Source organism: Ensifer sp. Root1252, from assembly GCF_001425885.1.
In the GTDB taxonomy this organism is placed as follows: domain Bacteria; phylum Pseudomonadota; class Alphaproteobacteria; order Rhizobiales; family Rhizobiaceae; genus Ensifer; species Ensifer canadensis.
In genome coordinates this window covers 78,572-101,060 of sequence record NZ_LMDT01000005.1, presented here as the reverse complement: position 1 = coordinate 101,060, position 22,489 = coordinate 78,572, and the positions used below count along the sequence as shown (strand labels likewise).

At 60.4% G+C, this 22,489-nt stretch carries 21 protein-coding genes; 9 read left to right on the top strand and 12 right to left on the bottom strand.

Annotated features, from left to right (window positions below; genetic code table 11):
• Positions 1-408: 408 nt before the first annotated feature.
• The gene (locus ASD02_RS07515; RefSeq protein WP_057215852.1) at positions 409-780 is read right to left on the bottom strand and encodes a hypothetical protein; all 372 of its coding nucleotides are present in this window, start codon (positions 778-780) and stop codon (positions 409-411) included.
• Between the two features lie 252 nt (positions 781-1,032).
• Between ASD02_RS07515 and ASD02_RS07510 the strand changes: the two genes are divergently transcribed.
• Positions 1,033-2,100, top strand: coding sequence for a Fic family protein (locus ASD02_RS07510; protein WP_234908023.1), 1,068 nt, complete (start codon positions 1,033-1,035; stop codon positions 2,098-2,100).
• 75 nt (positions 2,101-2,175) lie between these two features.
• On the opposite strand, the gene ASD02_RS07505 is transcribed toward ASD02_RS07510, so the two are convergent.
• Genes ASD02_RS07505 through ASD02_RS07495 form a run of 3 tightly spaced genes read right to left on the bottom strand, consistent with a single transcriptional unit; the run spans position 2,176 to position 7,614 of the window.
• Positions 2,176-5,433, bottom strand: a complete 3,258-nt coding sequence (locus tag ASD02_RS07505) for an error-prone DNA polymerase (protein ID WP_057220449.1) — start codon at positions 5,431-5,433, stop codon at positions 2,176-2,178.
• A complete protein-coding gene (locus tag ASD02_RS07500) occupies positions 5,430-6,941 on the bottom strand; it encodes a DNA polymerase Y family protein (RefSeq protein ID WP_057220448.1) in 1,512 nt (503 codons plus the stop codon). Before ASD02_RS07500 ends, ASD02_RS07505 begins: the two co-directional genes overlap by 4 nt.
• The gene (locus tag ASD02_RS07495; RefSeq protein ID WP_057220447.1) at positions 6,862-7,614 is read right to left on the bottom strand and encodes an ImuA family protein; all 753 of its coding nucleotides are present in this window, start codon (positions 7,612-7,614) and stop codon (positions 6,862-6,864) included. The genes ASD02_RS07500 and ASD02_RS07495 overlap by 80 nt, the downstream gene beginning before the upstream one ends.
• Before the next feature lie 281 nt (positions 7,615-7,895).
• Between ASD02_RS07495 and ligD the strand changes: the two genes are divergently transcribed.
• Both ligD and ASD02_RS07485 read left to right on the top strand, forming a co-directional pair.
• Complete coding sequence (gene ligD, locus ASD02_RS07490) at positions 7,896-8,960, top strand: non-homologous end-joining DNA ligase (protein ID WP_057215837.1); 1,065 nt, start codon at positions 7,896-7,898, stop codon at positions 8,958-8,960.
• A gap of 63 nt (positions 8,961-9,023) precedes the next feature.
• Positions 9,024-9,797 carry an SOS response-associated peptidase gene (locus ASD02_RS07485; protein WP_057220446.1) on the top strand — a complete coding sequence of 258 codons (774 nt, stop codon included), beginning with the start codon at positions 9,024-9,026 and terminating at the stop codon, positions 9,795-9,797.
• Positions 9,798-10,091: 294 nt separating this feature from the next.
• Here ASD02_RS07485 and ASD02_RS07480 read toward each other — a convergent pair whose 3' ends face one another.
• Positions 10,092-10,418, bottom strand: coding sequence for a hypothetical protein (locus ASD02_RS07480; RefSeq protein ID WP_057220445.1), 327 nt, complete (start codon positions 10,416-10,418; stop codon positions 10,092-10,094).
• Between the two features lie 537 nt (positions 10,419-10,955).
• On the opposite strand from ASD02_RS07480, the gene ASD02_RS07475 reads away from it, so the two are divergent.
• The 6 genes from ASD02_RS07475 (at position 10,956) to ASD02_RS39590 (ending at position 15,446) form a co-directional block, all read left to right on the top strand.
• Positions 10,956-11,282 (top strand): NIPSNAP family protein, encoded by a 327-nt coding sequence (locus ASD02_RS07475; RefSeq protein WP_057210717.1) that lies wholly within the window; start codon positions 10,956-10,958, stop codon positions 11,280-11,282.
• A 132-nt stretch (positions 11,283-11,414) separates the two neighbouring features.
• The gene (locus tag ASD02_RS07470; RefSeq protein WP_057220522.1) at positions 11,415-12,008 is read left to right on the top strand and encodes a DUF6088 family protein; all 594 of its coding nucleotides are present in this window, start codon (positions 11,415-11,417) and stop codon (positions 12,006-12,008) included.
• A complete protein-coding gene (locus ASD02_RS07465) occupies positions 12,001-13,038 on the top strand; it encodes a nucleotidyl transferase AbiEii/AbiGii toxin family protein (protein WP_057220444.1) in 1,038 nt (345 codons plus the stop codon). The genes ASD02_RS07470 and ASD02_RS07465 overlap by 8 nt, the downstream gene beginning before the upstream one ends.
• Positions 13,039-13,273: 235 nt before the next feature.
• A complete protein-coding gene (locus ASD02_RS07460; RefSeq protein ID WP_156408375.1) occupies positions 13,274-14,482 on the top strand; it encodes an MFS transporter in 1,209 nt (402 codons plus the stop codon).
• Positions 14,483-14,578: 96 nt separating this feature from the next.
• Positions 14,579-14,998: a LysR family transcriptional regulator gene (locus tag ASD02_RS40535; protein ID WP_337797736.1), complete on the top strand. Its 420-nt coding sequence runs from the start codon at positions 14,579-14,581 to the stop codon at positions 14,996-14,998.
• Positions 14,901-15,446: a LysR substrate-binding domain-containing protein gene (locus ASD02_RS39590; protein ID WP_234908021.1), complete on the top strand. Its 546-nt coding sequence runs from the start codon at positions 14,901-14,903 to the stop codon at positions 15,444-15,446. The genes ASD02_RS40535 and ASD02_RS39590 overlap by 98 nt, the downstream gene beginning before the upstream one ends.
• A 61-nt stretch (positions 15,447-15,507) precedes the next feature.
• On the opposite strand, the gene ASD02_RS07450 is transcribed toward ASD02_RS39590, so the two are convergent.
• The 7 genes from ASD02_RS07450 to ASD02_RS07420 form a co-directional block, all read right to left on the bottom strand.
• The gene (locus ASD02_RS07450) at positions 15,508-16,434 is read right to left on the bottom strand and encodes an XdhC family protein (RefSeq protein ID WP_057220443.1); all 927 of its coding nucleotides are present in this window, start codon (positions 16,432-16,434) and stop codon (positions 15,508-15,510) included.
• An 88-nt stretch (positions 16,435-16,522) separates the two neighbouring features.
• Positions 16,523-17,539 (bottom strand): zinc-dependent alcohol dehydrogenase family protein, encoded by a 1,017-nt coding sequence (locus tag ASD02_RS07445; RefSeq protein WP_057220442.1) that lies wholly within the window; start codon positions 17,537-17,539, stop codon positions 16,523-16,525.
• A gap of 22 nt (positions 17,540-17,561) precedes the next feature.
• The gene (locus ASD02_RS07440) at positions 17,562-18,011 is read right to left on the bottom strand and encodes a cyclophilin-like fold protein (protein ID WP_057220441.1); all 450 of its coding nucleotides are present in this window, start codon (positions 18,009-18,011) and stop codon (positions 17,562-17,564) included.
• The gene (locus tag ASD02_RS07435; protein ID WP_057220440.1) at positions 18,008-19,198 is read right to left on the bottom strand and encodes an MFS transporter; all 1,191 of its coding nucleotides are present in this window, start codon (positions 19,196-19,198) and stop codon (positions 18,008-18,010) included. Before ASD02_RS07435 ends, ASD02_RS07440 begins: the two co-directional genes overlap by 4 nt.
• A gap of 184 nt (positions 19,199-19,382) precedes the next feature.
• Complete coding sequence (locus ASD02_RS07430) at positions 19,383-19,757, bottom strand: cytochrome c family protein (protein WP_057210708.1); 375 nt, start codon at positions 19,755-19,757, stop codon at positions 19,383-19,385.
• Positions 19,754-22,000 (bottom strand): xanthine dehydrogenase family protein molybdopterin-binding subunit, encoded by a 2,247-nt coding sequence (locus tag ASD02_RS07425; RefSeq protein WP_057220439.1) that lies wholly within the window; start codon positions 21,998-22,000, stop codon positions 19,754-19,756. Before ASD02_RS07425 ends, ASD02_RS07430 begins: the two co-directional genes overlap by 4 nt.
• A 13-nt stretch (positions 22,001-22,013) precedes the next feature.
• Positions 22,014-22,460, bottom strand: coding sequence for a (2Fe-2S)-binding protein (locus ASD02_RS07420; RefSeq protein ID WP_057220438.1), 447 nt, complete (start codon positions 22,458-22,460; stop codon positions 22,014-22,016).
• Positions 22,461-22,489 lie beyond the last annotated feature (29 nt).

Sequence of the window (22,489 nt, the reverse complement as noted above, 5' to 3'; positions counted from 1 at the left end):
ACATGGAAGCCAAGATCGTTGCGGCTCCATTGGGCGGAAGTGGGGCAGATATTACCAGAATTCGCGGCCGACAACTTCATCTGGCAGCGCGCTCGCTATTAAAGTGCCCGCTCCCTCGTCCCTCCTTGCTTCGAAACTGGCGAGTGCCTCACGGCAAACTCGCTGATGCCTGACAAGCGCCAGTGATTGATCAAAACCTGTAGCGCGGCGAATTGGGTGGGCGCCCCACCCCAGCGGCGCGACGACCCAGCAAACAGTGTCTGGCAGACAGTGCCGCGTAGCTCGTTGAATCGCATCGCCAGCCAATAGGCTCGCGATGCGTCAATACATGATCTTGAAATAATATAATTAAATCATTTGGTTATACTGACTAGTCATCAATTCGCGAAAATATTACCGAATGTTAATTCAGAAGCTGCTGCCCATCGTACCAGATGGCCTGTTTCGTCGCAGCGCGAGTGAGGTAGCCGTTTGTGGACCACCCTTGACCGGCCCTTGACAGATCAGGCGGCCAAGACCGAGATCATAGGGACCCGCAATGACGTATTTGGATAAGGGTGACATGTCGCCCATCGCGACAGCCGTACGGATTGCCGAGAGCTCCTCGACCATATCGGAATAGGCATCGACGACCATGTTCCGGTCCCAGCGCATCCAAAGCGCATTCTGGTTCAGGGGAGCGGTCCGTTCGACGAAAGGCGTTCCGCGAAACGCAACCCGCACGCCTTGAGCAGTCGTCAAACCGGTCGTGAATTTGATGTCGTCATCGACGGTTAGCACTCCTTACCTTGGCTGCCCGCCCTGACCAATGACCGCGCGATATCAATGATAATGTCTGGGTGGTTTTTAGAGATGTTTTGTACCTTGAAGCTCGAAATTGCGGTTAGGCAGATACAGTGTCCATTCGGGTGCAAAGCCGATGCAAGACCGCCGTCTAGCTCATGACTGACAGATCTGACGAACTCCCTCGTGAAAATTGGATGGAAATGGATGGATAAATAGTGCATACAGCGTCTCAGGAATTGGATGGGAATGGATGCCCAAATGGAATTTCTAAATACGGCGACCGTCCGGATCACGCCCGAAATCCTGTCGCTGATCGCCGAAATCGACGAATTTAAAGGTGCTTGGCGTGCGATCGGCCGGATCGCGCCTGAGCGGCTGTCCAGCCTCCGGCGTGTCGCCACGATCGAAAGCGTCGGTTCCTCCACCCGTATTGAAGGGGCACGCCTCACCGACCGAGAGGTCGGAAAGCTGCTGGCAAACATTCGCCTAGGGTCGTTTACGACACGCGACGAGCAGGAGGTTGCCGGCTATGCGGAGGTGATGGAGACCATCTTCAGTGCTTACGAAGCTATTTCGTTCACCGAGAATCATATCCGTCAGCTCCACCGCGACCTTCTTGCGCATTCGACAAAGGACGAGCGGCATCGCGGCGCCTACAAAACCCTCTCCAACAACGTGGAAGCGTTTAACGAACAGGGCGAGAGCCTCGGCATCGTTTTCGAAACGGCATCGCCGTTCGATACGCCGCGTCAAATGGAAGAACTGATCTCCTGGTTGGATGAGCAAGGGCGAGAAAAGCGGCTCCATCCACTTTTGGTCGTCGCGATCTTCGTTGTTGTTTTCCTCGAAATCCATCCATTCCAGGATGGCAATGGCCGATTATCGCGTATTCTGACCACCTTGCTGCTCCTGCGGGCCGGCTACGCTTACGTCCCCTACAGCTCGCTCGAAAGCATCATAGAGCAAAGCAAGGAGAGCTATTACATCTCGCTTCGGCGCACGCAGGGAACGATCCGCAGCGCGGAGCCCGACTGGAATCCCTGGATCGAGTTCTTTTTGAGAGCCCTGCATCGGCAGAAGACCCGGCTTGAGAAGAAAATGGAGCGCGAGCGTATTATCCTCGCCGACATGCCGGAATTATCCGTTATATTGCTCGAGTTGGCGCGCGAGCACGGGCGGATCACGGTCGCGGAGGCTGCACGGATCACCGATGCCAGCCGTCACACTATCAAGGATCATCTCAAGGCACTCGTGGATCAAGAGCACCTCGTCCTGCACGGTGCCGGCCGCGGCGCCTGGTACGGTCTTTCCTAATGAAGGGGTGTCAGGCCCACCTGTATGGTTCGCCTTGAACCGATTAGGACCAACGACCAGCTCTCAGACTGAATTTCAGTGAAAATTCCTGCTCTTCACCTTCAACGTATCGATATGAAGGTCAGGCACGAACATGTCGCGCGCGGCTACAACCGGCTTCGGCTTATCCCGCGGATCGGGCGCGCCGCCTCTGGCGAATTCATCGCCGCGGCCGGCCGGAAGTTTGAACTCTTCATCGCGATCTGCAAGGCCCACAAGGTCGCCTGACAAGTCGAACAGCTGCTGGGCGACAAGATGGACGACCTCCCCTTCCCGCTGGATCCGACCGTTGATCGCCATCATCGAAGAGCCGAGAACGACCCGCCGGCGTTTTTCAAAGAGTGTCGGCCAGACAACAAGATTGGCCGGCCCGGTCTCGTCCTCGATGGTGATGAACATGACGCCTTTGGCCGATCCGGGCTTTTGCCGCACCAGAACAAGACCGGCGGTATAGACCCATCGCCCGTCCCTCGAATTCATCGCCTCGGCACAGGTGATAATGTTGCGCACTGACAAATCCCTGCGCAAGAAGGCGATCGGATGCTGCCGCAATGTCAGCCCTGTATGGCTGTAGTCCTCGATGACGTTCTGGCCGTCCGTCATCTGCCGAAGCGCGACCTCCGGCTCCTGCTGCTCGGCGATTACAGCCATCTCCCGTTCGGCAGCCGCCGCAAACAGCGGAAGGGGTTGATCGCGCAGCGCCTTGATCGCCCAGAGCGCATCGCGGCGCTCAAGCTTCAGCGAGGGCAGAAATGCATCGGCCTTGGCAAGCTGGACGAGCGCCTCCGCTGGCACGCCGGATCGGCGCCACATGTCGTCAACCGAGACAAAGGCATTGTCCATGCGTGCCGCGACAATGCGCGCGGCATCAACGACCGCCAGCCCTTTCACCTGCCGGAAACCCAGCCGAACGGCGTGGCGGCCAGAATTGCCGATCCGCTCCAAGGTACAGTCCCACCGGGACCGATTGATGCAGACCGGCCGCACCTCGACGCCGTGGGCTCTGGCGTCGCCGACGATCTGCGCCGGCGCGTAAAAACCCATCGGCTGCGAATTGATCAGGGCGGCACAGAACGCTTCCGGATAATGGCGTTTGATAAAGCTCGACGCATAGGCGATCAGCGCGAACGAAGCAGCATGGCTCTCCGGGAAACCATAGGAACCAAAGCCTTCGAGCTGGGAGAACGTCTTTTCGGCGAATTCGGGCGTGTAGCCGTTCCTCACCATGCCGGACACGAGCTTGTCCTTGAACCGCGAAACGCCGCCGGTGAACTTGAAGGTCGCCATCGACTTGCGCAGCTGATCGGCCTCGCCGCCGGTAAAGCCGGCGCAGACCATCGCCACCCTCATCGCCGACTCTTGAAACAGCGGCACGCCGAGCGTCTTGCCGAGCACCGCCTCAAGCTCGGGCGTCGGATATTCGACTGCCTCCTTGCCTTCGCGCCGGCGCAGATAGGGATGCACCATGTCGCCCTGGATCGGACCGGGCCGGACAATGGCAACTTGCACCACGAGGTCGTAGAAGGTCCGGGGTTTCAGCCGCGGCAGCATCGCCATCTGGGCGCGGCTTTCGATCTGGAACGTGCCGAGCGTATCGGCCTTGCGGATCATCGCATAGGTCGCAGGATCCTCCTGCTCGATCTTCGACAGGTCGAGATCCCGATCCTTGTGCTCGCGGATCAGATCGAAGGCCTTGGCCATGCAGGTCAGCATTCCAAGGGCCAGGATGTCCACCTTCATGAATTTGAGGGCTTCGACGTCGTCCTTGTCCCATTCGATGATCTGACGGTCCTTCATCGTGGCCGGTTCGATCGGCACGAGATCGTCGAGCCGATCATGTGTTAGGACGAACCCGCCCGGATGCTGGCCGAGATGCCGTGGCGCGCCCATCAATTGCTGGGCGAGCTTCAAAGTCAGCACAAGACGCCGGTCGTCTGGATTGAGATTGAGCTCGCGGACATTGCGATCGCAGACCTCCTCCGACCAGGACCACATGCCCGACGACAGCGCCTTGATCACGTCTTCCGGCAGGCCGAGCGCCTTGCCGACATCGCGGATCGCGCCGCGCGCCCTGTAGCGGGTCGCGGTGGCGCAGAGCGCTGCCTTTTCTCTAGAATAGGTGCGATAGATCCACTGGATCACCTCTTCGCGCCGCTCGTGCTCGAAATCCACATCGATATCCGGCGGCTCGTCGCGCTCCTGGCTGACGAAGCGTTCGAACAAAAGATCGTTGGTCGAGGGGTCGATGCTGGTAATGCCGAGAATGTAGCAGACGGCACTGTTGGCGGCGGAACCCCTGCCTTGGCAAAGAATGCCCTGAGACCGGGCATAGCGCACGATCGAGAAGACGGTCAGAAAATACGGGGCGTATTTCATGGTGCGGATGAGATCGAGCTCGTGTCGCACGACCTTCAACACATCGGGCGGCAGACCTTCGGGATAGCGATCGGGCACGCATTGCCAGACATAGTGCTCCAGCGAGGCCTGGGCATCCTTGCCCGGCACGATCGCTTCCTCTGGATATTGGTAGGTGAGCTCCTCGAGCGAGAAAGTGCACCGACGGACGATCTCCATGGTTCGCGCGAGGGCTTGCCGGTACCGTGGAAACAACCGCTCCATTTCTTCCGGCGGCTTCAGATAACGATCAGCATGGCGCTCGCGCTCGAAGCCCGCCTCGTCAATCGTCGTGCGGGTGCGAATGCAGGTGACAATATCCTGCAACTGCCGACGGCTTGGCTCATGGAAGAGGACATCATTGGTGACGACCGTTCGCACCTTGAATCGCGCCGCAAGATTGGAAATCTCATGCAGCCGCAGCTGGTCGTTCTGCCGGCGCCGCAGACAAAGCGATACATAGGCCCGATCACCAAACAGTTCGGCCATCTTGCGCAGCTGGATCGCGCAGGCGTCATCCGGCAGATCCGGCACAAGAACGCAGATCATGCCGTCGTTGTAGGCAATGACATCGTCCCAGTGGAGGATGCAGTTGTTCTTGCCGCCGCGCGACTTACCGAGCGTGATGAGGCGGGTCAGCCGGGAATAGGCAGTCCGGTCGGTTGGATAGACCAGCAACGACATGCCGTCTTGCAGATCGAGCCGGCAACCGACAACGAGGCGTAAACCGGTGGCGCGCGATGCTTCAAGCGCCCGTACAATTCCGGCAAGCGAATTGCGATCGACAACGCCGACGGCTTCGATACCGAGAGCCTTGGCGGTTTCGAACAGTTCCTGCGCCGAACTCGCACCGCGCAGGAAGGAAAAATGGGTCGTGACCTGCAGCTCGGCATAACTCATGCGAAGATCCCGTGCATGAACCAGCGGTGGCTTCCGGTTTCAGGATCGATGCCATCACCGGAGCGAAACACCCAGAGACGCTCGCCAGCCTCGTCTTCGATGACGAAATAATCCCGCACCGCCTCCATCTCGGCGTCTCGCTGCCACCACTCGCCGAAGATCCGTTCCGGACCGTCGGCGCGCTTGACCTTCCGGCGCGTGCCACGCCAGGTAATCGAGACCGGTGGACGGTCCGGCAGCAAGGCAATGGCCTCGATCAGCTCGGGACGGGCCAGCAGCCGGACCGGCCGGCGCCAATGGCTGACCCAGGTGACCTCGACCGGATTGGCCGCGGCGCTGATGCGATGGACGGAGCGCTCGGGCACGTCGGAGGCAACGGGTGCCACCCGATAAACACGCTGGCCACGGTTGCCGTAGATATCGATCAGCGGCGTCACGTCCGTGACCTCGTCCTCGACCAGCGATGAGGATTTCTGACGCTCCTCCAGCGGCTCGGCCATGACGGCGACGAGTGTCAGCTTCTCGATCCCGAAACCGGGCTCGATCTTCTCCGTCCGATCGCGAAACAGTTTCGTCAGCCAGGCGACATCGCGCACTGGCTTCACCGTGCCGGCGCGGATTGCCTGCCGCGAACCGTCGACCTTTTCGACGATCAGATCGGCGCGCCGAACACCAAGGCCAAGCCTTTGCAGCTCGTCGATCAGTTGCACGACCAGCCGGCCGACATATTTGTCGATGGTTTCGGCAGCACCGATCGGTTCGGCGAAGGCGCGGCTCACCTCGACGAGCTCGGCGGTGCGGATCGGATCGATCGGTTCGCAGATGCGGCCGAACATCTGGTCCAGCCGCCGGCCAATCTCCGGACCGAAACGGAGCGTCAGCGGCGCGCGCGGCGTGTTGGCCAATTCGCCGATCGCCTGGAAGCCGAGCGTGCGCAGATCGCTGACGACTTTCCCGGGAAGGCGCAGCAACGATATCGGCAGCTTTTCGACGGCACGCGCGGTCTCGCCGGTCGGCGCGATGACCGTCTCGCGGCTGATGGCGCGGGCGCAGGCGTGTGCCGCACCCCAGGTGTCGGCGACCGCTACTCGGGGGGTGAGTTTTTTTGCCAGGAACTGATTGGCGATCTTGGTCACCATGGCGAGCTCGCCGCCCTGGAGGTGATCGGCACCCTCGGTATCCATGACGATCCCATCGATCCCATCGACCGCGACGATCGGCGAATAGAGCGTCAGCGCCCAGAGGGTAATGCGTTCGAGTGCTGCGGCATCCTTTGCAGGATCCGCCTCGACCAGCATCAGGCCGCGGAACAGCGCCTGTGCTTTGGCCGCCGGCATTCCGACATGCACGCCGGCTTTCCTGGCGGCCGCGTCGGCGGCCGACACCCAGCGTTTCGAGCCGCTCCTCGCGATCACGGCGATCGCCTGTTCAGGCGGAATAGACGGATCGGCCCGACGAATGCGATCCGTCGGCAGATCCGGAAGATAGATCGAGACGACCCTTGTCATCGCACGCCCTCACGAGAAACTCAGCACATTCACCCGCTTTCACGCGCATCAATTCCAGCAACCATTGGGCCCTCCCCACACCCGGCACCGGCAATTCCTCCGACGGCATCACGCTCACCCGCCATCGGGTGATCGACGCTGTCGGCTGCCCGAAATCATTCGCCTCCGTCTGTCGCCGCCAACGTCGCACGGCAAGCGCCATCGTGCCCGTTCGCTCAGCCGCCAGCTGCAGCCGGCGCGAGCTGACCATCGGCAGGCGAACAAGTTCGCCGACGACTGCGCCGAGCCCACCAAAGGAAAGCCCTTCCTCCATATTTGCCAGAACGTCTTCCTCCCTATCGGATTCGACAAAGATCACCCGGTCGGGATGGAGGCCGACCTGGGCGAGCGCCGGAAAAAACAGATCGGGGCGCGTCAGGCACCAGACGATCGGGCCTTTGGTGCGGGCCGCGATGCCCGCCGCACACAGGGCTGCTGCCGCACCATCCACCGTCCCCGACCCGCCGCCTGCAAATTCGTGCAGGGCGCCATAGGCCAGACCACCTCCCGGGAGCACTGCATCGATTTCCGGCACCCCAAAGGAGAGACAGCCGGCTTTCCTTGCTGATACGCCTTCCAGCAATGCAATGCGTTCGCGCAAATCGGAAATCACCCTTTCACGGGCAGCAGTCATCGTTCACGGCTCCCTTCAAGGTCGTGTAGGTGGCCGACATCATGTCGAACAAAATGCGGATGTTCTCTTTCTGTTCCGACCCAATAAAAGAGTCAAGCAACCGGAGGGATGGGAATATTATCCTGATCATTAGAAATGAGCAGAATACCCATAGGAATCAGCCCAATAGCGTCCTACGAATTTTTTCCGGGCGCCTGCGAGCGCTAACCCCTTTGTGTGAATTGCGAGGACAAGTCGGGATCGTCACAGTGTCTTTAAGATTTTTCTGCTGAACTCCCGGCATGACGAAGCCTCCGAGATCAAAACCCCTCCTTCGTGACACCGAGGCCCCGATCCGTTCCCGGCCGCGAGGCAAGCGAAATCCAGCCCAACCACAGCTCCTGTTCGATCCCATGCCTGAGCGCGTCGAGCCTGCGCTGGCGGAATTGAAGACCCGTCCCCCAAAGGGAAGCGAGTGGAGCTGGGAGCTGAAATTGGATGGCTATCGCCTTGCCGTTCACATTGAACCGCGGGGGATCCGGATCCTCACGCGTGGCGGCCATGACTGGACGCACCGGTTTCCAGCGATAGAGCAGGCCGCCCGAGCGCTCGGGCCGGCGACGATGATCATCGATGGCGAGGCCGTTGTGCTCGACGAAGAGGGTCGTCCGGATTTTGGGCTGCTGCAGCAATCGCTGGGCGCATCCGGCAAACAAGCTGGCAACCGTGCCTCCGAAGCCGTCCTCTACGCTTTCGATCTTGTTTATCTGGACGGGCACGATCTGCGCGGAATCGAATACCGGTCCCGCCGACACCTTCTCGAGGACACGTTAAACGGCCCAAAGAGCGACCAAGCCGGCGCCGTCAGGCTATCGGAAACACTCGATGCCGAACCAGCCGTCCTGCTGGAGCATGTCTGCCGCCTCGGCCTGGAAGGCATCGTCGGCAAGCACCTCGACCGGCCTTATCGCTCGGGCCGGACCGGCGATTGGGTAAAAGTCAAATGCATTCAGGGCGAGGCCTTCTTCATCGTCGGTTATGAGAAGTCGGCAGCGTCCCCAGCCGGCTTCGGCTCGTTGGTGCTTGCTGCGTATCGTGGGGATGATCTCGTCCACGTCGGAAGCGTCGGCACTGGATTCAAAGAAGTCGAGGCGAGCAGGTTACGGAAGATGCTGGACACGCTCCGCTGGAAGCGAAAGCAGCCGCCCCTGCCCTATTCCGGAAGTGCCGATGTCATCTGGGTCGAACCGACCTTGATTGCTGAGATCGAGTTTCGCGCCTGGACGGCGGACGGGAAACTCCGCCACCCATCCTACAAGGGCTTGCGAGAACGCCAGGACAATGCCGAGGTCTTCCGGCTCGACTAGCGAAAACAGCGCCGTCCGCTAGATTGTCCGCCATTCGAGCTCAATCGGAGTAGATGGCCTGCTATGTGCAACCTTTATCGCATGGAAGACAAGGACTGGGTCGCAAAGTGGGCCCAGGACGCGGAAAGCCTGATCAATCTGATGCCAGCCTACCAGATGAACCCGGATCAGATGGGACCGATCGTCCGCAACACCGCCGACGGAAAGAAGCAACTGGTCCATGCGCGCTGGGGACTGCCTTCCCCGCGTTTCGCGCTCGAGAAGGCGGCCAAAGCGAAGGCCGAGAAACTTGCGGCCAAGGGCAAGGCTTTCGATCTCGAAGAGCTCATCCGCATGGAGGCCGACCGCGGCACGACCAATGTGCGCAAGCTCAGTTTTCCGCACTGGAAACGATGGTTTGGTGTCGAAAATCGATGCCTCGTCCCGGTCACCAGTTTCGCGGAACCGGATCCGGCCAGCCAGAAGGTTGGCGGAAACGTGCCAAATGCCTGGTTCGCCCGCGATGAGCAGAAGTCGCTGATGTTCTTTGCCGGTCTGCATGTGCCGCAATGGCAGAGTGTCCGAAAGGTCAGGGATGGCCTGACCACCGACGACCTCTATGGGTTCTTGACTACGGATCCCAACGACCTGGTGAAGCCGATCCATGAGAAGGCCATGCCGGTTCTGTTGCTGACGAAGGAAGAGACCGACATCTGGATGCGCGCGCCCTGGGATGAAGCAAAGGACCTTGCCCGGCCGTTACCGGATGACGCGCTGATCATTTCGTCGCGCGAACCGTACGGGTCCACGATCGTGTCGAAATCCGGAGAGCCGGTGGAACAGGGCAGTCTGCTTTGATGCCTGAATTCAGGGCTTGAATATCTCGGAGAAACGAAAAAGCCTGCCGCGGGAGGAGGTGCGGCAGGCTTCTCGAAAGATTGAACAACGGCTGGGAGGAGGAGTGCCGCTGTTCTGTCAGGCTCCCCTTGGGAGGAGGAGTGGGTCGCCTGAACACGAAGCTCTGCGGGAGGAGGTGCATTGCTTCGTTGACCTCAAAATATCAGAGGCTGCCTCGACCGCCAGCGCTTAAATCGCAGTGCAGTTATGCACATGTTGCAATGCAATATAGGCCTTGTGCTCATTCTTCGGCCATTATGGTTGAGACGCAGCCTTCTCTATGCTGGGCTCAAAGCCGAGAACGAATTCGATCACCTTGGCGCAGGACATTTCGCACGGCTTCAGTATAGGTCCATGTCCAGCCAGTCGATAGAGGTTGAAGCTGACGATATCACTTCCGCTAAGCTCCTCGCCATAGAGCCAAGTCCGTTTGCCATCCCGCGACCGCTTGACGGTCACGCCCCATGGTCGATTACCAAAATATCCGTCGACATAGCCGTCCGGCAGTTTCGCTAGCGCGTCTTCAAATATCGCCTGGATCGATGGAGGTTTCTTGCCGTCGGCAGTCATGGTGCCAGGCATTCGTCGCAGATCCCGCAGCCATCGTCACCCATGCTCGAGGCCGGACGTAAACCTTCGACAGCAAGCACATGCCGTTGCATCCAACGCACACTTCTCAATCGCGGTCCGGCGGAAGAATTTCGTTTCATACTTTCGGCATATCAGCCGCGCTTCGATCCATGGCCATGCTCCAGTGTTGGGGTACACTAGAGATAGTGAGCCTCGAAGGCTGCACAAGCCGAGAGAGATTGCTGTCGGAGATTGGCAACGCGTTGCTGCTGGCGCCCGTCTCAAAATTAACTGCCAAGGGCTGCTCTAACCGGCCATTCCCACGATTAGCTTCCAAACTTGGCCACCGTGCTCAACGTTCGTAACATCATGGCCAATCGGCGCCTAAACGCAGGCGATCAGCTTGACAGGAGATTAGCGGTTTGGACATACCCGCAGGGCCCGTTCTAACAGTGAAAATGACGTTGCTGCAAGTTCTGAGGCCATCGTGGGCGCAGGGAGCAAGCGCCAAACACATGTCCTTCTCAAGGCACATAAGGAAGCAAGACTTTGATCTATGAGCTCAGAATTTACGACTGCCTGCCCGGCCGATTGCCCGCGCTGCTCAACCGCTTTGCCGAACACACGCTGGCAATATGGGACAAGCACGGCATCAAGCAGGCGGGTTTCTTCACCACAATCGTGGGCGAAAACAGCCAGCGTCTCACCTACCTCATCGCCTGGGAATCGCTAGCCGATCGCGAGGTGAAATGGAAAGCTTTCACCACTGATCCCGCATGGCTTAAGGCCCGCGACGAGTCAGAGCGCGACGGGCAAATCCTCTCCAATATCTCTAACCAGTTGTTGTCACCGACCGCCTTTTCGGCAGTAAAGTAAGACACCACGGATCGCCGCTTGCCGCCAGTCGACCGTTTTCGCCTCCGTATTTCGCGGCCCTTGCATGTCAGAAAAAGATATCATATTTTCTGACACATGAAAGTCGACGTCACATCAGTTCCGGATCGGATCATGCGACGCGCCCGCGCAGGCGGGCGTGGCGGCGTCTTCACGCCTCGTGACTTCCTGGACGTGGCGGCGCGCGCAGCGGTCGATCAAGCCCTTTCCCGCCTGGCGAAGACCGGAAAGCTCCGCCGCCTGGCGCGTGGCCTGTATGATTACCCCAAGGTCCATCCCAAGCTCGGCCCGCTTTCTCCAACTCCCGACGACGTTGCGCAGGCGCTTGCACGCGAGACCGGCTCACGGGTGCAGATCGCTGGCGCGCGCGCGGCGAACGCGCTCGGCCTCTCGACTCAGGTTCCGGCGAAGAGCACGTATCTGACTGATGGCCCCTCCCGCCGCGTCGTGCTGGGCAAGCGCGTGGTCGATCTGCGTCACGCCTCGCCCAAGCATCTGATTGCTCCGGGCAGCGCGGCCGGCACGGTCGTCCAAGCCCTTCGTCATGTGGGGCAGGTGCGCGCCGCCGACGTTGCACAGATCGCAGCGCGGCGTCTGTCGGCCAGCGACAAGAAGACACTTGCCTCCACCGCGGTCCAAGCCCCCGCTTGGATGCGGCCGACGCTCGTCTCGATCGCCAACGCAGCGTCGGGCGACATAGATGGATAAGGTCGCTCTTCTCCCAGCCACCGATCGGGCGGCCCTGTTTGGCGAGACCGGCGCGGGCCGAGGGGTCGCCGACACGATCATCGAAAAGGACTTCTGGGTCTGCTGGACCTTGAAGCGGCTTTTCGGCCTGCAAGGGAAGGACGCTGCCACTTTGGTCTTCAAGGGCGGCACGTCCCTCTCAAAGGCCTTCGGCGCGATCCGCCGCTTTTCCGAAGATATCGATCTTTCCTTTGATCGTGCCGACCTCGGCTACGTCGGCGACCGTGATCCCGAGAAAGAGGGAATTAGCCGAAAAAAAGCGGCTCAACTCATCCAAGATCTCGTGGGCGACGTCGAGGCGCATATCGCCGAGAAGTTGCTTCCGGCGCTTCGCGCCGCCATCACAGAGCAACTCGGCGAACCGACCGATGGCGCCTGGTCGCTGGAGATCGATGCCGGCGACGCGCAGAACGTGAACTTCCACTATCCGACCGCGCTACCCACCGCCGAATATGAGGGCATGGCCTACATCACGCCGCGGGTGAAGCTCGAACTCGGCGCGCGCGGCGATCCCTGGCCGACGGAGCAGAAGGTCATGCGCCCCTATGCGGCGGAGGATTATCCCGACTTCTTCGAAAATCCCGACGCAGCTGTCACCGTTCTCGCTGCGCAGCGGACCTTTTGGGAGAAGGCCACGGCGTTGCACGCGGAGGTCCATCGCCCTGCTGAATCCGCGACGCCGCAATACTTTTCACGACACTATTACGACCTCGCCATGCTTCTCGATACCGACGAGGGCAAATCCGCAGCAAGCGATTTCGACCTTCTGGCGACGGTGGCGAAGCACAAGGCGACCTTCTTCCGATCGGGCTGGGCCAGCTATGACACCGCGCGGCCAGGGACGCTGCGCCTGATGCCGAGCGAGGCGCGGGTCAGGGATCTGCGTGCAGACTATCGTGCGATGGCGCCGATGATGTTCGATGACAGTCCGCCCACCTTCGACGTCATACTTGCAAAAATCGAGAAGCTCCAAGAAACGATCAATAGCTAGCGCAAATCTACAGGCCGGGGTACTTGGTATCTCGAAGCTGGCTCCCAGTGATGTAACGCTGCCATCTCCATCGCGCTAGGATTGTCTCCTCTTGCCCTCGTAGCGCGAATAAACGGTTGCCTGCCCCTCGAGCGATGCATAAGCTCCCATAGCGGCGCGCCGCGTTCTACCGATAACGGTCCGATGCCGCTGAAAACCGCCTCGCCGAATTTCCCAAGGGCCAAGAACAACAATCATGACCGTCGCCATTCCCACCATGACGCGTCCCAAGACGCATCTCGCTGTGCTAGTCATTCTGGGTCTCACCCATCTCCTCAACGACCTGATGCAGTCGCTGATCCCGGCCGCCTATCCGATCCTGAAGGACGCCTATGCGCTGGATTTCGTGCAGATCGGCTTGATCACCATGACCTTCCAGATCGCCGGGTCGCTGCTGCAGCCGATAATCGGCATGGTGACGGACAAACATCCCGCGCCCTATTCACCGGTCGTGGGGATGATGTTTACACTCTCTGGCCTGGTTAGCCTTGCCTTCGCCCATAGCTACGCGGTGATTCTGGTATCAGTTGCGCTGATTGGCATTGGATCGTCCATCTTTCACCCGGAAGCGACGCGCATGGCGCGCTATGCCGCCGGCGGGCGCCAGGGGTTGGCGCAGGGACTGTTTCAGGTCGGCGGTCAGGCGGGGGGCGCGCTCGGCCCGGTCTTCGCTGCGCTGATCATCGTTCCCTGGGGACAGCCGAGCCTCGCCTGGTTTGCCGTTCTCGCGTTGATGGCCATGGCACTTCTTGTATGGATCGGTAGCAAGCAGCGGGAGATCAGCGCCGCATTCATGGCGATGCGGGCAGACGGCAAGAAGGCGGGCGGCGCCGTTCGTCACGCGCCAGCGACGATCGGGGTAGCCCTGGTGGTCCTGATGCTGCTGATGTTTACTAAGAATGCCTATGGTGAGAGCTTCCGCTCATTCTACACCTTCTATCTCATGGAGAAGTTCGGCCTCTCGATCCCCTCCGCACAGATGATGTTGTTCATCTTCCTGCTGGCTTCGGCGGCGGGCGCGCTGATCGGCGGCATCGTCGGTGATCGCATCGGGCGTTATCGTATCATCTGGATTTCGGTTCTGGGGCCGCTTCCGCTGACGTTGATCCTGCCACACGTCGACCTCTTTTGGACCGGCGTGCTGACGGTGATGATCAACCTGATCATGGCGAGCGCCTTCGCATCCATCCTGATCTACGCAATTGAGTTGCTGCCGCACCGGATAGGACTCATTGGTGGGCTGTTCTACGGCCTGAATTTCGGCCTTGGCGGTATAGCCGCAGCGCTTCTCGGGCTGCTGGCCGACAGCTATGGTGTCGAAACGGTTTACTACGTCTGCTCCTTCCTCCCACTTGCAGGGCTTCTCGCGTGGTTCCTTCCGAGGATTGAAGAGGGCCACGCTTGAAGACATCGGTCCTATGGCCGGAGGCCCCGTGGTCATAAGGTCCTGTCGATACATTCTGCGATACTGGACGCACAAATCGGAAACAAACACAGCACAATGCTCGTGAAGCTTTCCCAACAGTGTCGAACTCCCGAGTTGGGAGGAGCAACGTGCCGCGCGGGTTCCCCGATCAAGCATCGTTTCCGTTGGCATCAGCAGCCACGCCTGCGCCGGCTGGAGGAGAGTATGGGCGTTCGTCTTCTCGCGAGAACAACGCGCAATGTCGTTGCGACGGAGGCCGGAGAGCGGTTGATGGAAACGCTGCGGCCGGCCTTCAACGACACTCGGAGCCGGATCGAAGAGCTGGAGCGCCATGCGCCAAAAACCAGGAGGGTCGGTCCGTATTACATCCAGCCGGCAAGCCGCGGAAACGATCATCATGCCCGCCGTCAAACGGCTGATGGCGGACTATCCGGAGGTCAAGATCGAAATCTCAATCGACCAAAGGTTCGTGGATCTGGTTGCCGAGCGCTATGACGCCAGTGTCGAGAAGGACATGATCGCGGTGAAGATCGGTCCCGAAATGCGAATGGTCGTGGCGGGTTCTGAAGGGTATTTCGAGCGGCATCCGAGGCCGGTGACCCCGCACGACCTGACGCAGCACAACTGCATCAACCTGAGGCTTCCGACGCTCGGTGGACTCTACGCCTGGGAATTCGAGCAGGACGGGCGCCCCATCAACGTCCGGGTCACGGGGCAATTCATCTGCAACGACGTCGCCATGATCGTCGACGCCGCTCTCGATGGGCAGGGCGTTGCCTGCCTGCCCTGCGATCACTTAGATCCGCTCGTGAAGGAAGGACGGCTGATCCAGGTTTTAGCCGACTGGTGCCCTTCGTTTCCCGGATACCATCTCTATTACCCGAGCCGCCGTCTCGCATCGCCTGCCTTCACACTGCTGGTCGACGCCCTGCGCTATCGATGACTCTAAGGTGAGGAACTCGGATTTGGAGGCAGGTGACAGGGGAGTTTGTAACACTCAAGGCTCATCCGAACGCCCCCGAGCGGGACGCTGCCACATCCGCGAGGATTGAAAGTGCCAGGGAAGCAGAATCGCGGGCGGGGCCGAACAGACCTATCGGTGCTTTGATGCGTTCCAGTTCGGGTTGATCGTGTCCTAGCCTCAGCAACCGATTGAGGCGCAGTTGATGTGTCCGCCTGCTCCCCAGAGCGCCAAGGTAGAAGCATGAGGTTCGCAGCGCGGCCTCAAGAACCGGCAACTCTTGTTCGAGGTCATGGTGTAGAAGCAGGACGGCGGAAAACGGATCGACCACTTCTTCTATCAAACGCAGTCCCCTCTCCGGTGCCAGAACGGTAACCTCGAACCCCGAACATTCTGCCAGACGCGCAACGCTTCGCACTTCGATCGTCTGCCCTGAGATGACGATTTTCGTAGAGGGGCGATAGATGATCAAGAAGTCGTCACCGAGCCATCCCGCGCGCTCCACCGGTTCGACCAGGTCCAGCGTTTGTTTGGCGGGCGAGTATCTCAGAGCGGTCGCCTGTCGTAGCCTCAAGGATTCGAGCGCCCTTTCGACTTCTTCCATCCTCCGCATGACGTGGATAGCGACCGTGATCCCTCCTCCGCACGGAAGCACAACGTCGAGGAAAGGGGATCCATCGCCGAAGCGCACCGTTCGATCGCGACCCTGTGCCATGGCAAGCAATGCTTCAGCGGCGACGGCAGCTTCGACGCACCCTCCAGAAACGTACCCGGCAAAGCGACCATCGCTGAGCACAATCACCTGTGAGCCGAGTGATCGCGCAGCACCGCCCCGGATTTCAACCAGTGTTGCGATCGCTACCTGCGAGTCCTTGAATGCTTCAGCGGCGAACTTGAGGAGTTCAATGGGGTCGTCCGTTAGACGCGCCCTGACAGGCGTCGGCAAAATGAGAAGCGGATTGTCGTTCACATCAGTTCCATGAATTGGACGGCCACCGCCCCTGGGCGCCAGGTTAGAGTGCCAGGCGGAGCAGCCCGCCCGGCTGTATGCCTCGCTCTCAGACTCGTAGGAGGGTCTTAATCGCGCGACGTTCATCCATCGCGCGGTAACCTTCGGCAACGTCAGCGAGAGGAACCTCGAGATCGAAGACCTTTCCCGGATTGATCTCACGGTTCAGTACAAGTTCCATGAGATAGGGGAGATAGCGGCGGACGGGAGCCGGGCCGCCCATCAGGCTCTTCTGGGCGAAGAACAGGGTCTGACCATCGATCTGGACACCATGCGGTACGCCGACAAAGCCGATGTGTCCTCCGGGACGAGCGCAGTTCATCGCCTGCGTCATCGCCTCCTGCGTTCCGACGCATTCAAGAACGGATTCAGCCCCGACGCCGCCTGTCAACTCTTTGACCCGTGCGACACCTTCGTCGCCTCGTTCCGAGACGATATGCGTGGCACCGTATTCGAGCGCGAGATTCTGACGAGTCTTGTGCCGGCTCATGGCGATAATCTTCTCAGCCCCCATTTGCTTGGCCGAGAGCACGCCCATCAGACCGACCGCGCCGTCGCCGACGACGACGGCCGTCGACCCGGGCTGAACCCGCGCCGCATCTGCTGCATACCAGCCGGTACCAAGGACATCCGAAACGGCCAACAAGCTCGCGATAAGGTCGTCGGACGGCATTTCGGGGGTCGCCACCAACGTGCCGTCAGCGAGCGGAATTCGGGCATAGGGCGCCTGCGCACCAGACATGAACTCCCGCTGTTCGCAGGAGGACGGAAAACCGAAGCGGCAGTGGGGGCACGTATTGTCGGAAATGCAGAATGATCCCACGACGAACTGGCCTGGCTTCAACGTCTTGACGTCTTCGCCGACTTCGACGACGACGCCGCAATATTCATGGCCCATGTGTGTCGGCCCGCCCACCGGCTGGAGCCCACGGTAGGGCCATAGGTCGGAGCCGCAAACACAGGACGCCGCCAACTTGATGATGGCGTCGGTGGGTTTGAGAATTTTTGGTTCGGCGACCTCCTCGCAACGGATATCGCCTTTGCCGTGCAGAACCGTAGCCAGCATGCTTCACTCCCTTTCGATGGCGTCAGGACAGGCGTTCGACGCGAAGCGGAAACTCGCCGCGCGTGAGCAGCGGCTCGATGCCGCCATCAATGCGACCGAGCCGAATGAGATCTCTCGTTGAGATGTAATCGCCGTGGAAGAAGGCAAGATTGCCCCACGGGATGTAGTAGCAGAGGTCGCCTGCAGCCTCGTTGGGGAAAGGTCCTCTTGCTTCCAGATGGAGCTTGCGCGGCAGGTAGGCGATTTTCTCGTTGGAGAAATCCGAGAACGCCAGATCCAGCGGAAGCATCGAGGCGAAGTCACGGGCAGACGGATTGTCATTTAGTGTCACCGTAAAGTCGTGATCAGCGAAGATGAAACGTGCCTTCATGTGTGTCTGCTCCTCAGCCCATGCGAGATGTGGCAAGGCCGTGCCGACGATAACCGCGCCGAGCAGAGTGCGGCGCGTCATCGAGGTGGCTTGCCGTTTCATCTTGAACGCTCCCAATCCATCCACGCCGCAAAAGCTGCCGCCGACGATCCAAGCAGGAGAATGGCTGCCAATGCGAACGAACTCCACCATCCGCTCCAGTCGAACAGGAATCCGCCAGCAGCCGCGCCAATGGTAATGGCAAACTGGATGACGGCGACCTGCAGCCCCCCGCCTGCCTCTGCATCATCGTGGAGTACCCTGCTCAACCAGGTTCCCCAGCCGACGGGCGCGGCGGTGCCAAAGAAGCCCCAGGCAATCAGGAGGGCCGCAACGGCAATCTTCGCCGAGCCAAATGCAATCAGCATTGCAGCTATCGCTGCCATGACAAGGGGAATACCAATCACGATCGGGTAAAGGCGCGTCGAAAGCAGCGAACTGATGCTCCAGGTTCCGACCACGCCGGCGAGTCCCATTAACAAGAGCACCAGAGACAAGGCGGAAACGGAGTAGCCGGCGACGGACTCGAGGAAGGGTCTGAGATAGGTGAAGAGCGCAAATTGCCCCATGAACAGCAGTAGGATTGCTGTCATGCCGATCGCGACTTGTCTGCGCTTGAGCAGGCGGAAAACATTGCCGGCGGCGCGCCGTCGACGCGGCGGCAGCGAGGGCATGTTCAGCCACTGCCAGATAAGCGCGATCAGCGCCAAAGGCACCACGAAGAAAAATGCTCCGCGCCATCCAATGTAGTCGCCCAGAAAGCTGCCCAGCGGTGCGGATATCGTCGCCGCAATCGCGTTCCCAGCGTTCAATATCGCAAGCCCCTTCGGCACAGCGGTGGCGGGCAAAAGGCGCATGACAATTGCGGTGGACATCGACCAGAAGCCGCCAATCGCAATCCCAAGCAGTGCGCGACCTATCATCAGGACTGTGTAGTTCGGGGCAAATGTGACGATGAGGCCTGAAGCGACCAGCAAGACCGAGAACGATGACAGGACAACCTTGCGATCGATGCTCCGGGTGATCCCTGCAATGAACAGGCTCGTCACCACGGCGAACAGCCCGGATATCGAAATTGCCTGTCCTGCCTGGCCTTCCGTCATGACAAGATCGCTTGCAATCGGCGTCAGGAGACTGACGGGCATGAACTCTGAAGCGATCAGTACCGCGACACAAAGTGCCATCGAGACGACGGCGCCCCAGGCCGCGGCGGGTCTCGTCAGTGTCTCTTCATACGTCATGTGGGTCATTAGTTTCGCCCTTCAATTCAGCGAGTTTTCTCCCGTGCGAAACTGATTAGCACGGTGGAAAAAATCGAATTAGCCGACATCGTTCACTTGCATTAATCGAAGAGGCGCATAAATCCGCGAACCAACGAAGTGCGGGGTGGCGGCGCCGAGCAATGCCGCCGCCACCCCGCATGCTTGCCTGTGCCTAGCGCGAGCCGAGGAACTCGATGATCGCACGCCGCTCTTCCGCGTTGTTGAAGCGTTGCGTCATCCGCGTGCCCCGGACCATCGCGCCCGGGTTTGTCAGGAACGTATCCAGCGTTTCCGTCGTCCAGGTCACTCCCGATGCCTTGAGGGCGGGAGAATACTTGAAGCCCTCATCACTTCCGGCCGTCCGTCCGACGACCCCCTGCAGATGGGGCCCAACGCCGTTGCGAGTGGTGGCGATCTGATGGCATGTGCCGCAGCGTTGCTGGAACAGCCGCGCTCCAGGCGCGGCATCCGTCTCCTGGGAATAGGCAGGCGCAACACTACCGGCCACGATGAGAGAAGCCAAAGAGGCCAGAACGAGTGTCTTCAACCGTCACCCTCCTTGAGATCAAATTTGGACATTGGCAGGCTTCGAACACGCTTGCCGGCGAGGACTGAGAGGGCATTGGCTACGGCCGGCGGAACGCCGGGCAGACCTGGCTCGCCAATACCACCCATGGGCGCACCGCTCTCGACGATCCGGACATGAACCCGCGGCATGCGGTCTGGCGTTAGGATCTGATAGCCGTCGTAGTTTCGTGCTTGCGGCACGCCGTCTACGTAGACGACTTCCTCAAGCAGAGCCGATGAAAGTCCAAGGGCAACGGCCGAGTTCATCTGCGCTTCGATAATTGCAGGATTGACGATGCTGCCGGGATCGATCGCCACCCAAACGTCATGCACGGCGATTTCACCATCGCGCAACGACACCTCGGCGATCGTCGCCACTTCGCTGCCAAACGGCGAGGCCATAGCGACGCCTCTGGCGCGCCGGGTGCCGTCTTCGGCAGCGAACGGTCCACGCTTCCACCCGCCGGAGAGATCAGCCACGGCCTGAAGCAGCGTCTTGTGACGTGGACTGCCAGCCAGGAGACGGAGGCGCAGTTCGTAAGGATCCTGCTGACCTGCATCCGCCATCTCATCGAAGAACGTCTCGTAGAAAAAGTCGTTCATCGAATGACCGACAGAACGCCAAAAGCCGATGATCGCGGGGTCGTCAACATGGATCTGGCCGACACGTCGATTAGGGATCGCATAGACCTTGCCGGCTATCCCCTCGACGGCGGAACTGTCGACCTTGTCGGGTTGGCGACCGAACCACCGGCCCGTTGGCCCCTCTCCGACCGCAACGGCTGAGAGTGCCACCGGCGTGCCGCTGGCATCAATTCCGCCGCGGAAACGGACTGCAGCCATCGGCCGGAGCGCATCGCGCAGGAATTCCTCCTCTCGGCTCCAGAGGAGCTTGATCGGGCGTCCAACCGCCTTGGCAAGCAGAATTGCCTGGGGATACGGGTTCGCCGTCTGATAGAGAAAGTGGCGTCCGAAGAAACCGCCCAGCATCGGTGAGTGGATAATGACCTTCTCTGGTGCGATGCCGGCGACCTTCGCGGCATCGGCCTGAAACATCTCCGGTGCCTGGTTGGGGAGCCATAGCTCGAGAGATCCGTCCTCGTTCCAGCGCGCGAGCGCCGATGGCGGTTCAAGCTGTCCATGCACGAGATAGGGTGCATCATAGACCGCTTCGATCACACGCGCCGCTCCCGCAAGCGTGCCAGCCGCATCGCCCTCCGTTTCGAAGGCTACGCCATCACCGGATGTGGCTTTCAACTTCGCCATATGCGCTTCGGAAGAGAAGTCCGCCGGCATGGGGTGCGACATCCCGGAAGCAGCCTCTGTCCAACTCACCTGCAAAGCCTCGACAGCGCGTCGCGCACGCCACCAACTGTTGGCGACCACTGCAACAGCGCCGGGTAGCTTATGGATGGAGTGAACGCCGGGCATGCCACGCACGTCCGCTTCGTTCTGCATCATCTCGGGCTCGCCGCCCAGGCGCGGGCTGTGCTGGACGGCCGCATAGAGCATGCCGTCGATCGTCTGGTCGATCGAGTACTTCGCCTTGCCCGTCGATTTGTCGCGCGCGTCAAGCCGCGCGAAAGGTTTGCCAATCCAGCGGAAGTTTGCTCGATCTCGGAGCGTGACATCAGCCGGCAACGGCAAATTCGCGGCGTCGTCGGCAATATCGCCGTAGGGGATTGCGCGACCGGAAGCGGCGTGGACCACCCTCCCCGGTTCCGTCGAAAGCTCGGGCGCAGGCACGCCAAGCTTTGCCGCGGCGGCCTGCAGCAGCATATGCCGAGCGGATGCACCGAGCTTGCGCATCGTGTCGTAGCTCATGCGGACCGACATGCTGCCGCCCGTGAACCGCCCGCCACCGGTCAGGAGATAATCCGGGCCGGGGGGAGCGCCTTCCACGACGAAGTTCGCCGGATCGACGTCCAGTTCCTCGCCGACGATCTGCGCCATGGCGGTAAAGATCCCCTGGCCTCCTTCAATGAAGGCACTGCGGAAAAGTACCGTGCTGTCGGGCCGGATTTCCAGGAATGCCGCAACCCGGGAACCTGGCGTGACGGACGCCGGAGCGGCCGCTAGTGCGCGGGTTCGAGCCGCCGGAAGCGTCACGCCAAGAACAAGCGCGCCGAGCGATGCGCCAAGAAAGCCGCGTCGGGATACCTTGAAGGGTTTGCCGTTCTCGGTGGCCTGAGCTTCGGGAATGATGGGTGTCATGTCGTTCATGGTTCACCTCGGATCAAGCTTGCGCGGCATCGCGGACAGCCGCCGCGATCGCGTTGTAGGTGCCACAGCGACAGAGGTTGACCATCGCACCGGCAATGTCCTCGTCCGTCGGCTTCGGGGTTTGTTTCAAGAGCGCCGTTGCCGCCATGACCTGACCGGACTGGCAGTAGCCGCATTGGGCGACCTGGTTGGCCACCCAGGCCTCAACGACCTTTTGACCAACCGGGTCATCAGCAACCGCCTCGATCGTCATGATGTCGGCGCCGGCGACGCTCTCAACGGGAGTGACGCAAGACCGCGTCGCTTGTCCATCGACAAGCACGGTGCAGGCGCCACATTGGGCGAGTCCGCAACCATACTTCGTGCCCGTCATCGCGAGTTCGTCGCGAAGGATCCAAAGCAGCGGTGTGTCGGGTTCGATGTCGACCTGGTGTTTGGTCCCATTGATGGTGAGTTCCATGGCGGTCTCCTTAGGATGCGCACGACGAT

What these genes read in the sequence shown, in the direction of transcription:
- ASD02_RS07510 (WP_234908023.1), top strand. Translation starts at nt 1,033, where the DNA reads ATGGATGCCCAAATGGAATTTCTAAATACGGCGACCGTCCGGATCACG.
- ASD02_RS07505 (WP_057220449.1), bottom strand. Translation starts at nt 5,433, where the DNA reads ATGAGTTATGCCGAGCTGCAGGTCACGACCCATTTTTCCTTCCTGCGC.
- ASD02_RS07500 (WP_057220448.1), bottom strand. Translation starts at nt 6,941, where the DNA reads ATGACAAGGGTCGTCTCGATCTATCTTCCGGATCTGCCGACGGATCGC.
- ASD02_RS07495 (WP_057220447.1), bottom strand. Translation starts at nt 7,614, where the DNA reads ATGACTGCTGCCCGTGAAAGGGTGATTTCCGATTTGCGCGAACGCATT.
- ligD (WP_057215837.1), top strand. Translation starts at nt 7,896, where the DNA reads ATGACGAAGCCTCCGAGATCAAAACCCCTCCTTCGTGACACCGAGGCC.
- ASD02_RS07485 (WP_057220446.1), top strand. Translation starts at nt 9,024, where the DNA reads ATGTGCAACCTTTATCGCATGGAAGACAAGGACTGGGTCGCAAAGTGG.
- ASD02_RS07480 (WP_057220445.1), bottom strand. Translation starts at nt 10,418, where the DNA reads ATGCCTGGCACCATGACTGCCGACGGCAAGAAACCTCCATCGATCCAG.
- ASD02_RS07470 (WP_057220522.1), top strand. Translation starts at nt 11,415, where the DNA reads ATGCGACGCGCCCGCGCAGGCGGGCGTGGCGGCGTCTTCACGCCTCGT.
- ASD02_RS07465 (WP_057220444.1), top strand. Translation starts at nt 12,001, where the DNA reads ATGGATAAGGTCGCTCTTCTCCCAGCCACCGATCGGGCGGCCCTGTTT.
- ASD02_RS07460 (WP_156408375.1), top strand. Translation starts at nt 13,274, where the DNA reads ATGACCGTCGCCATTCCCACCATGACGCGTCCCAAGACGCATCTCGCT.
- ASD02_RS40535 (WP_337797736.1), top strand. Translation starts at nt 14,579, where the DNA reads ATGCTCGTGAAGCTTTCCCAACAGTGTCGAACTCCCGAGTTGGGAGGA.
- ASD02_RS39590 (WP_234908021.1), top strand. Translation starts at nt 14,901, where the DNA reads ATGCCCGCCGTCAAACGGCTGATGGCGGACTATCCGGAGGTCAAGATC.
- ASD02_RS07445 (WP_057220442.1), bottom strand. Translation starts at nt 17,539, where the DNA reads ATGCTGGCTACGGTTCTGCACGGCAAAGGCGATATCCGTTGCGAGGAG.
- ASD02_RS07440 (WP_057220441.1), bottom strand. Translation starts at nt 18,011, where the DNA reads ATGAAACGGCAAGCCACCTCGATGACGCGCCGCACTCTGCTCGGCGCG.
- ASD02_RS07435 (WP_057220440.1), bottom strand. Translation starts at nt 19,198, where the DNA reads ATGACCCACATGACGTATGAAGAGACACTGACGAGACCCGCCGCGGCC.
- ASD02_RS07425 (WP_057220439.1), bottom strand. Translation starts at nt 22,000, where the DNA reads ATGAACGACATGACACCCATCATTCCCGAAGCTCAGGCCACCGAGAAC.
- ASD02_RS07420 (WP_057220438.1), bottom strand. Translation starts at nt 22,460, where the DNA reads ATGGAACTCACCATCAATGGGACCAAACACCAGGTCGACATCGAACCC.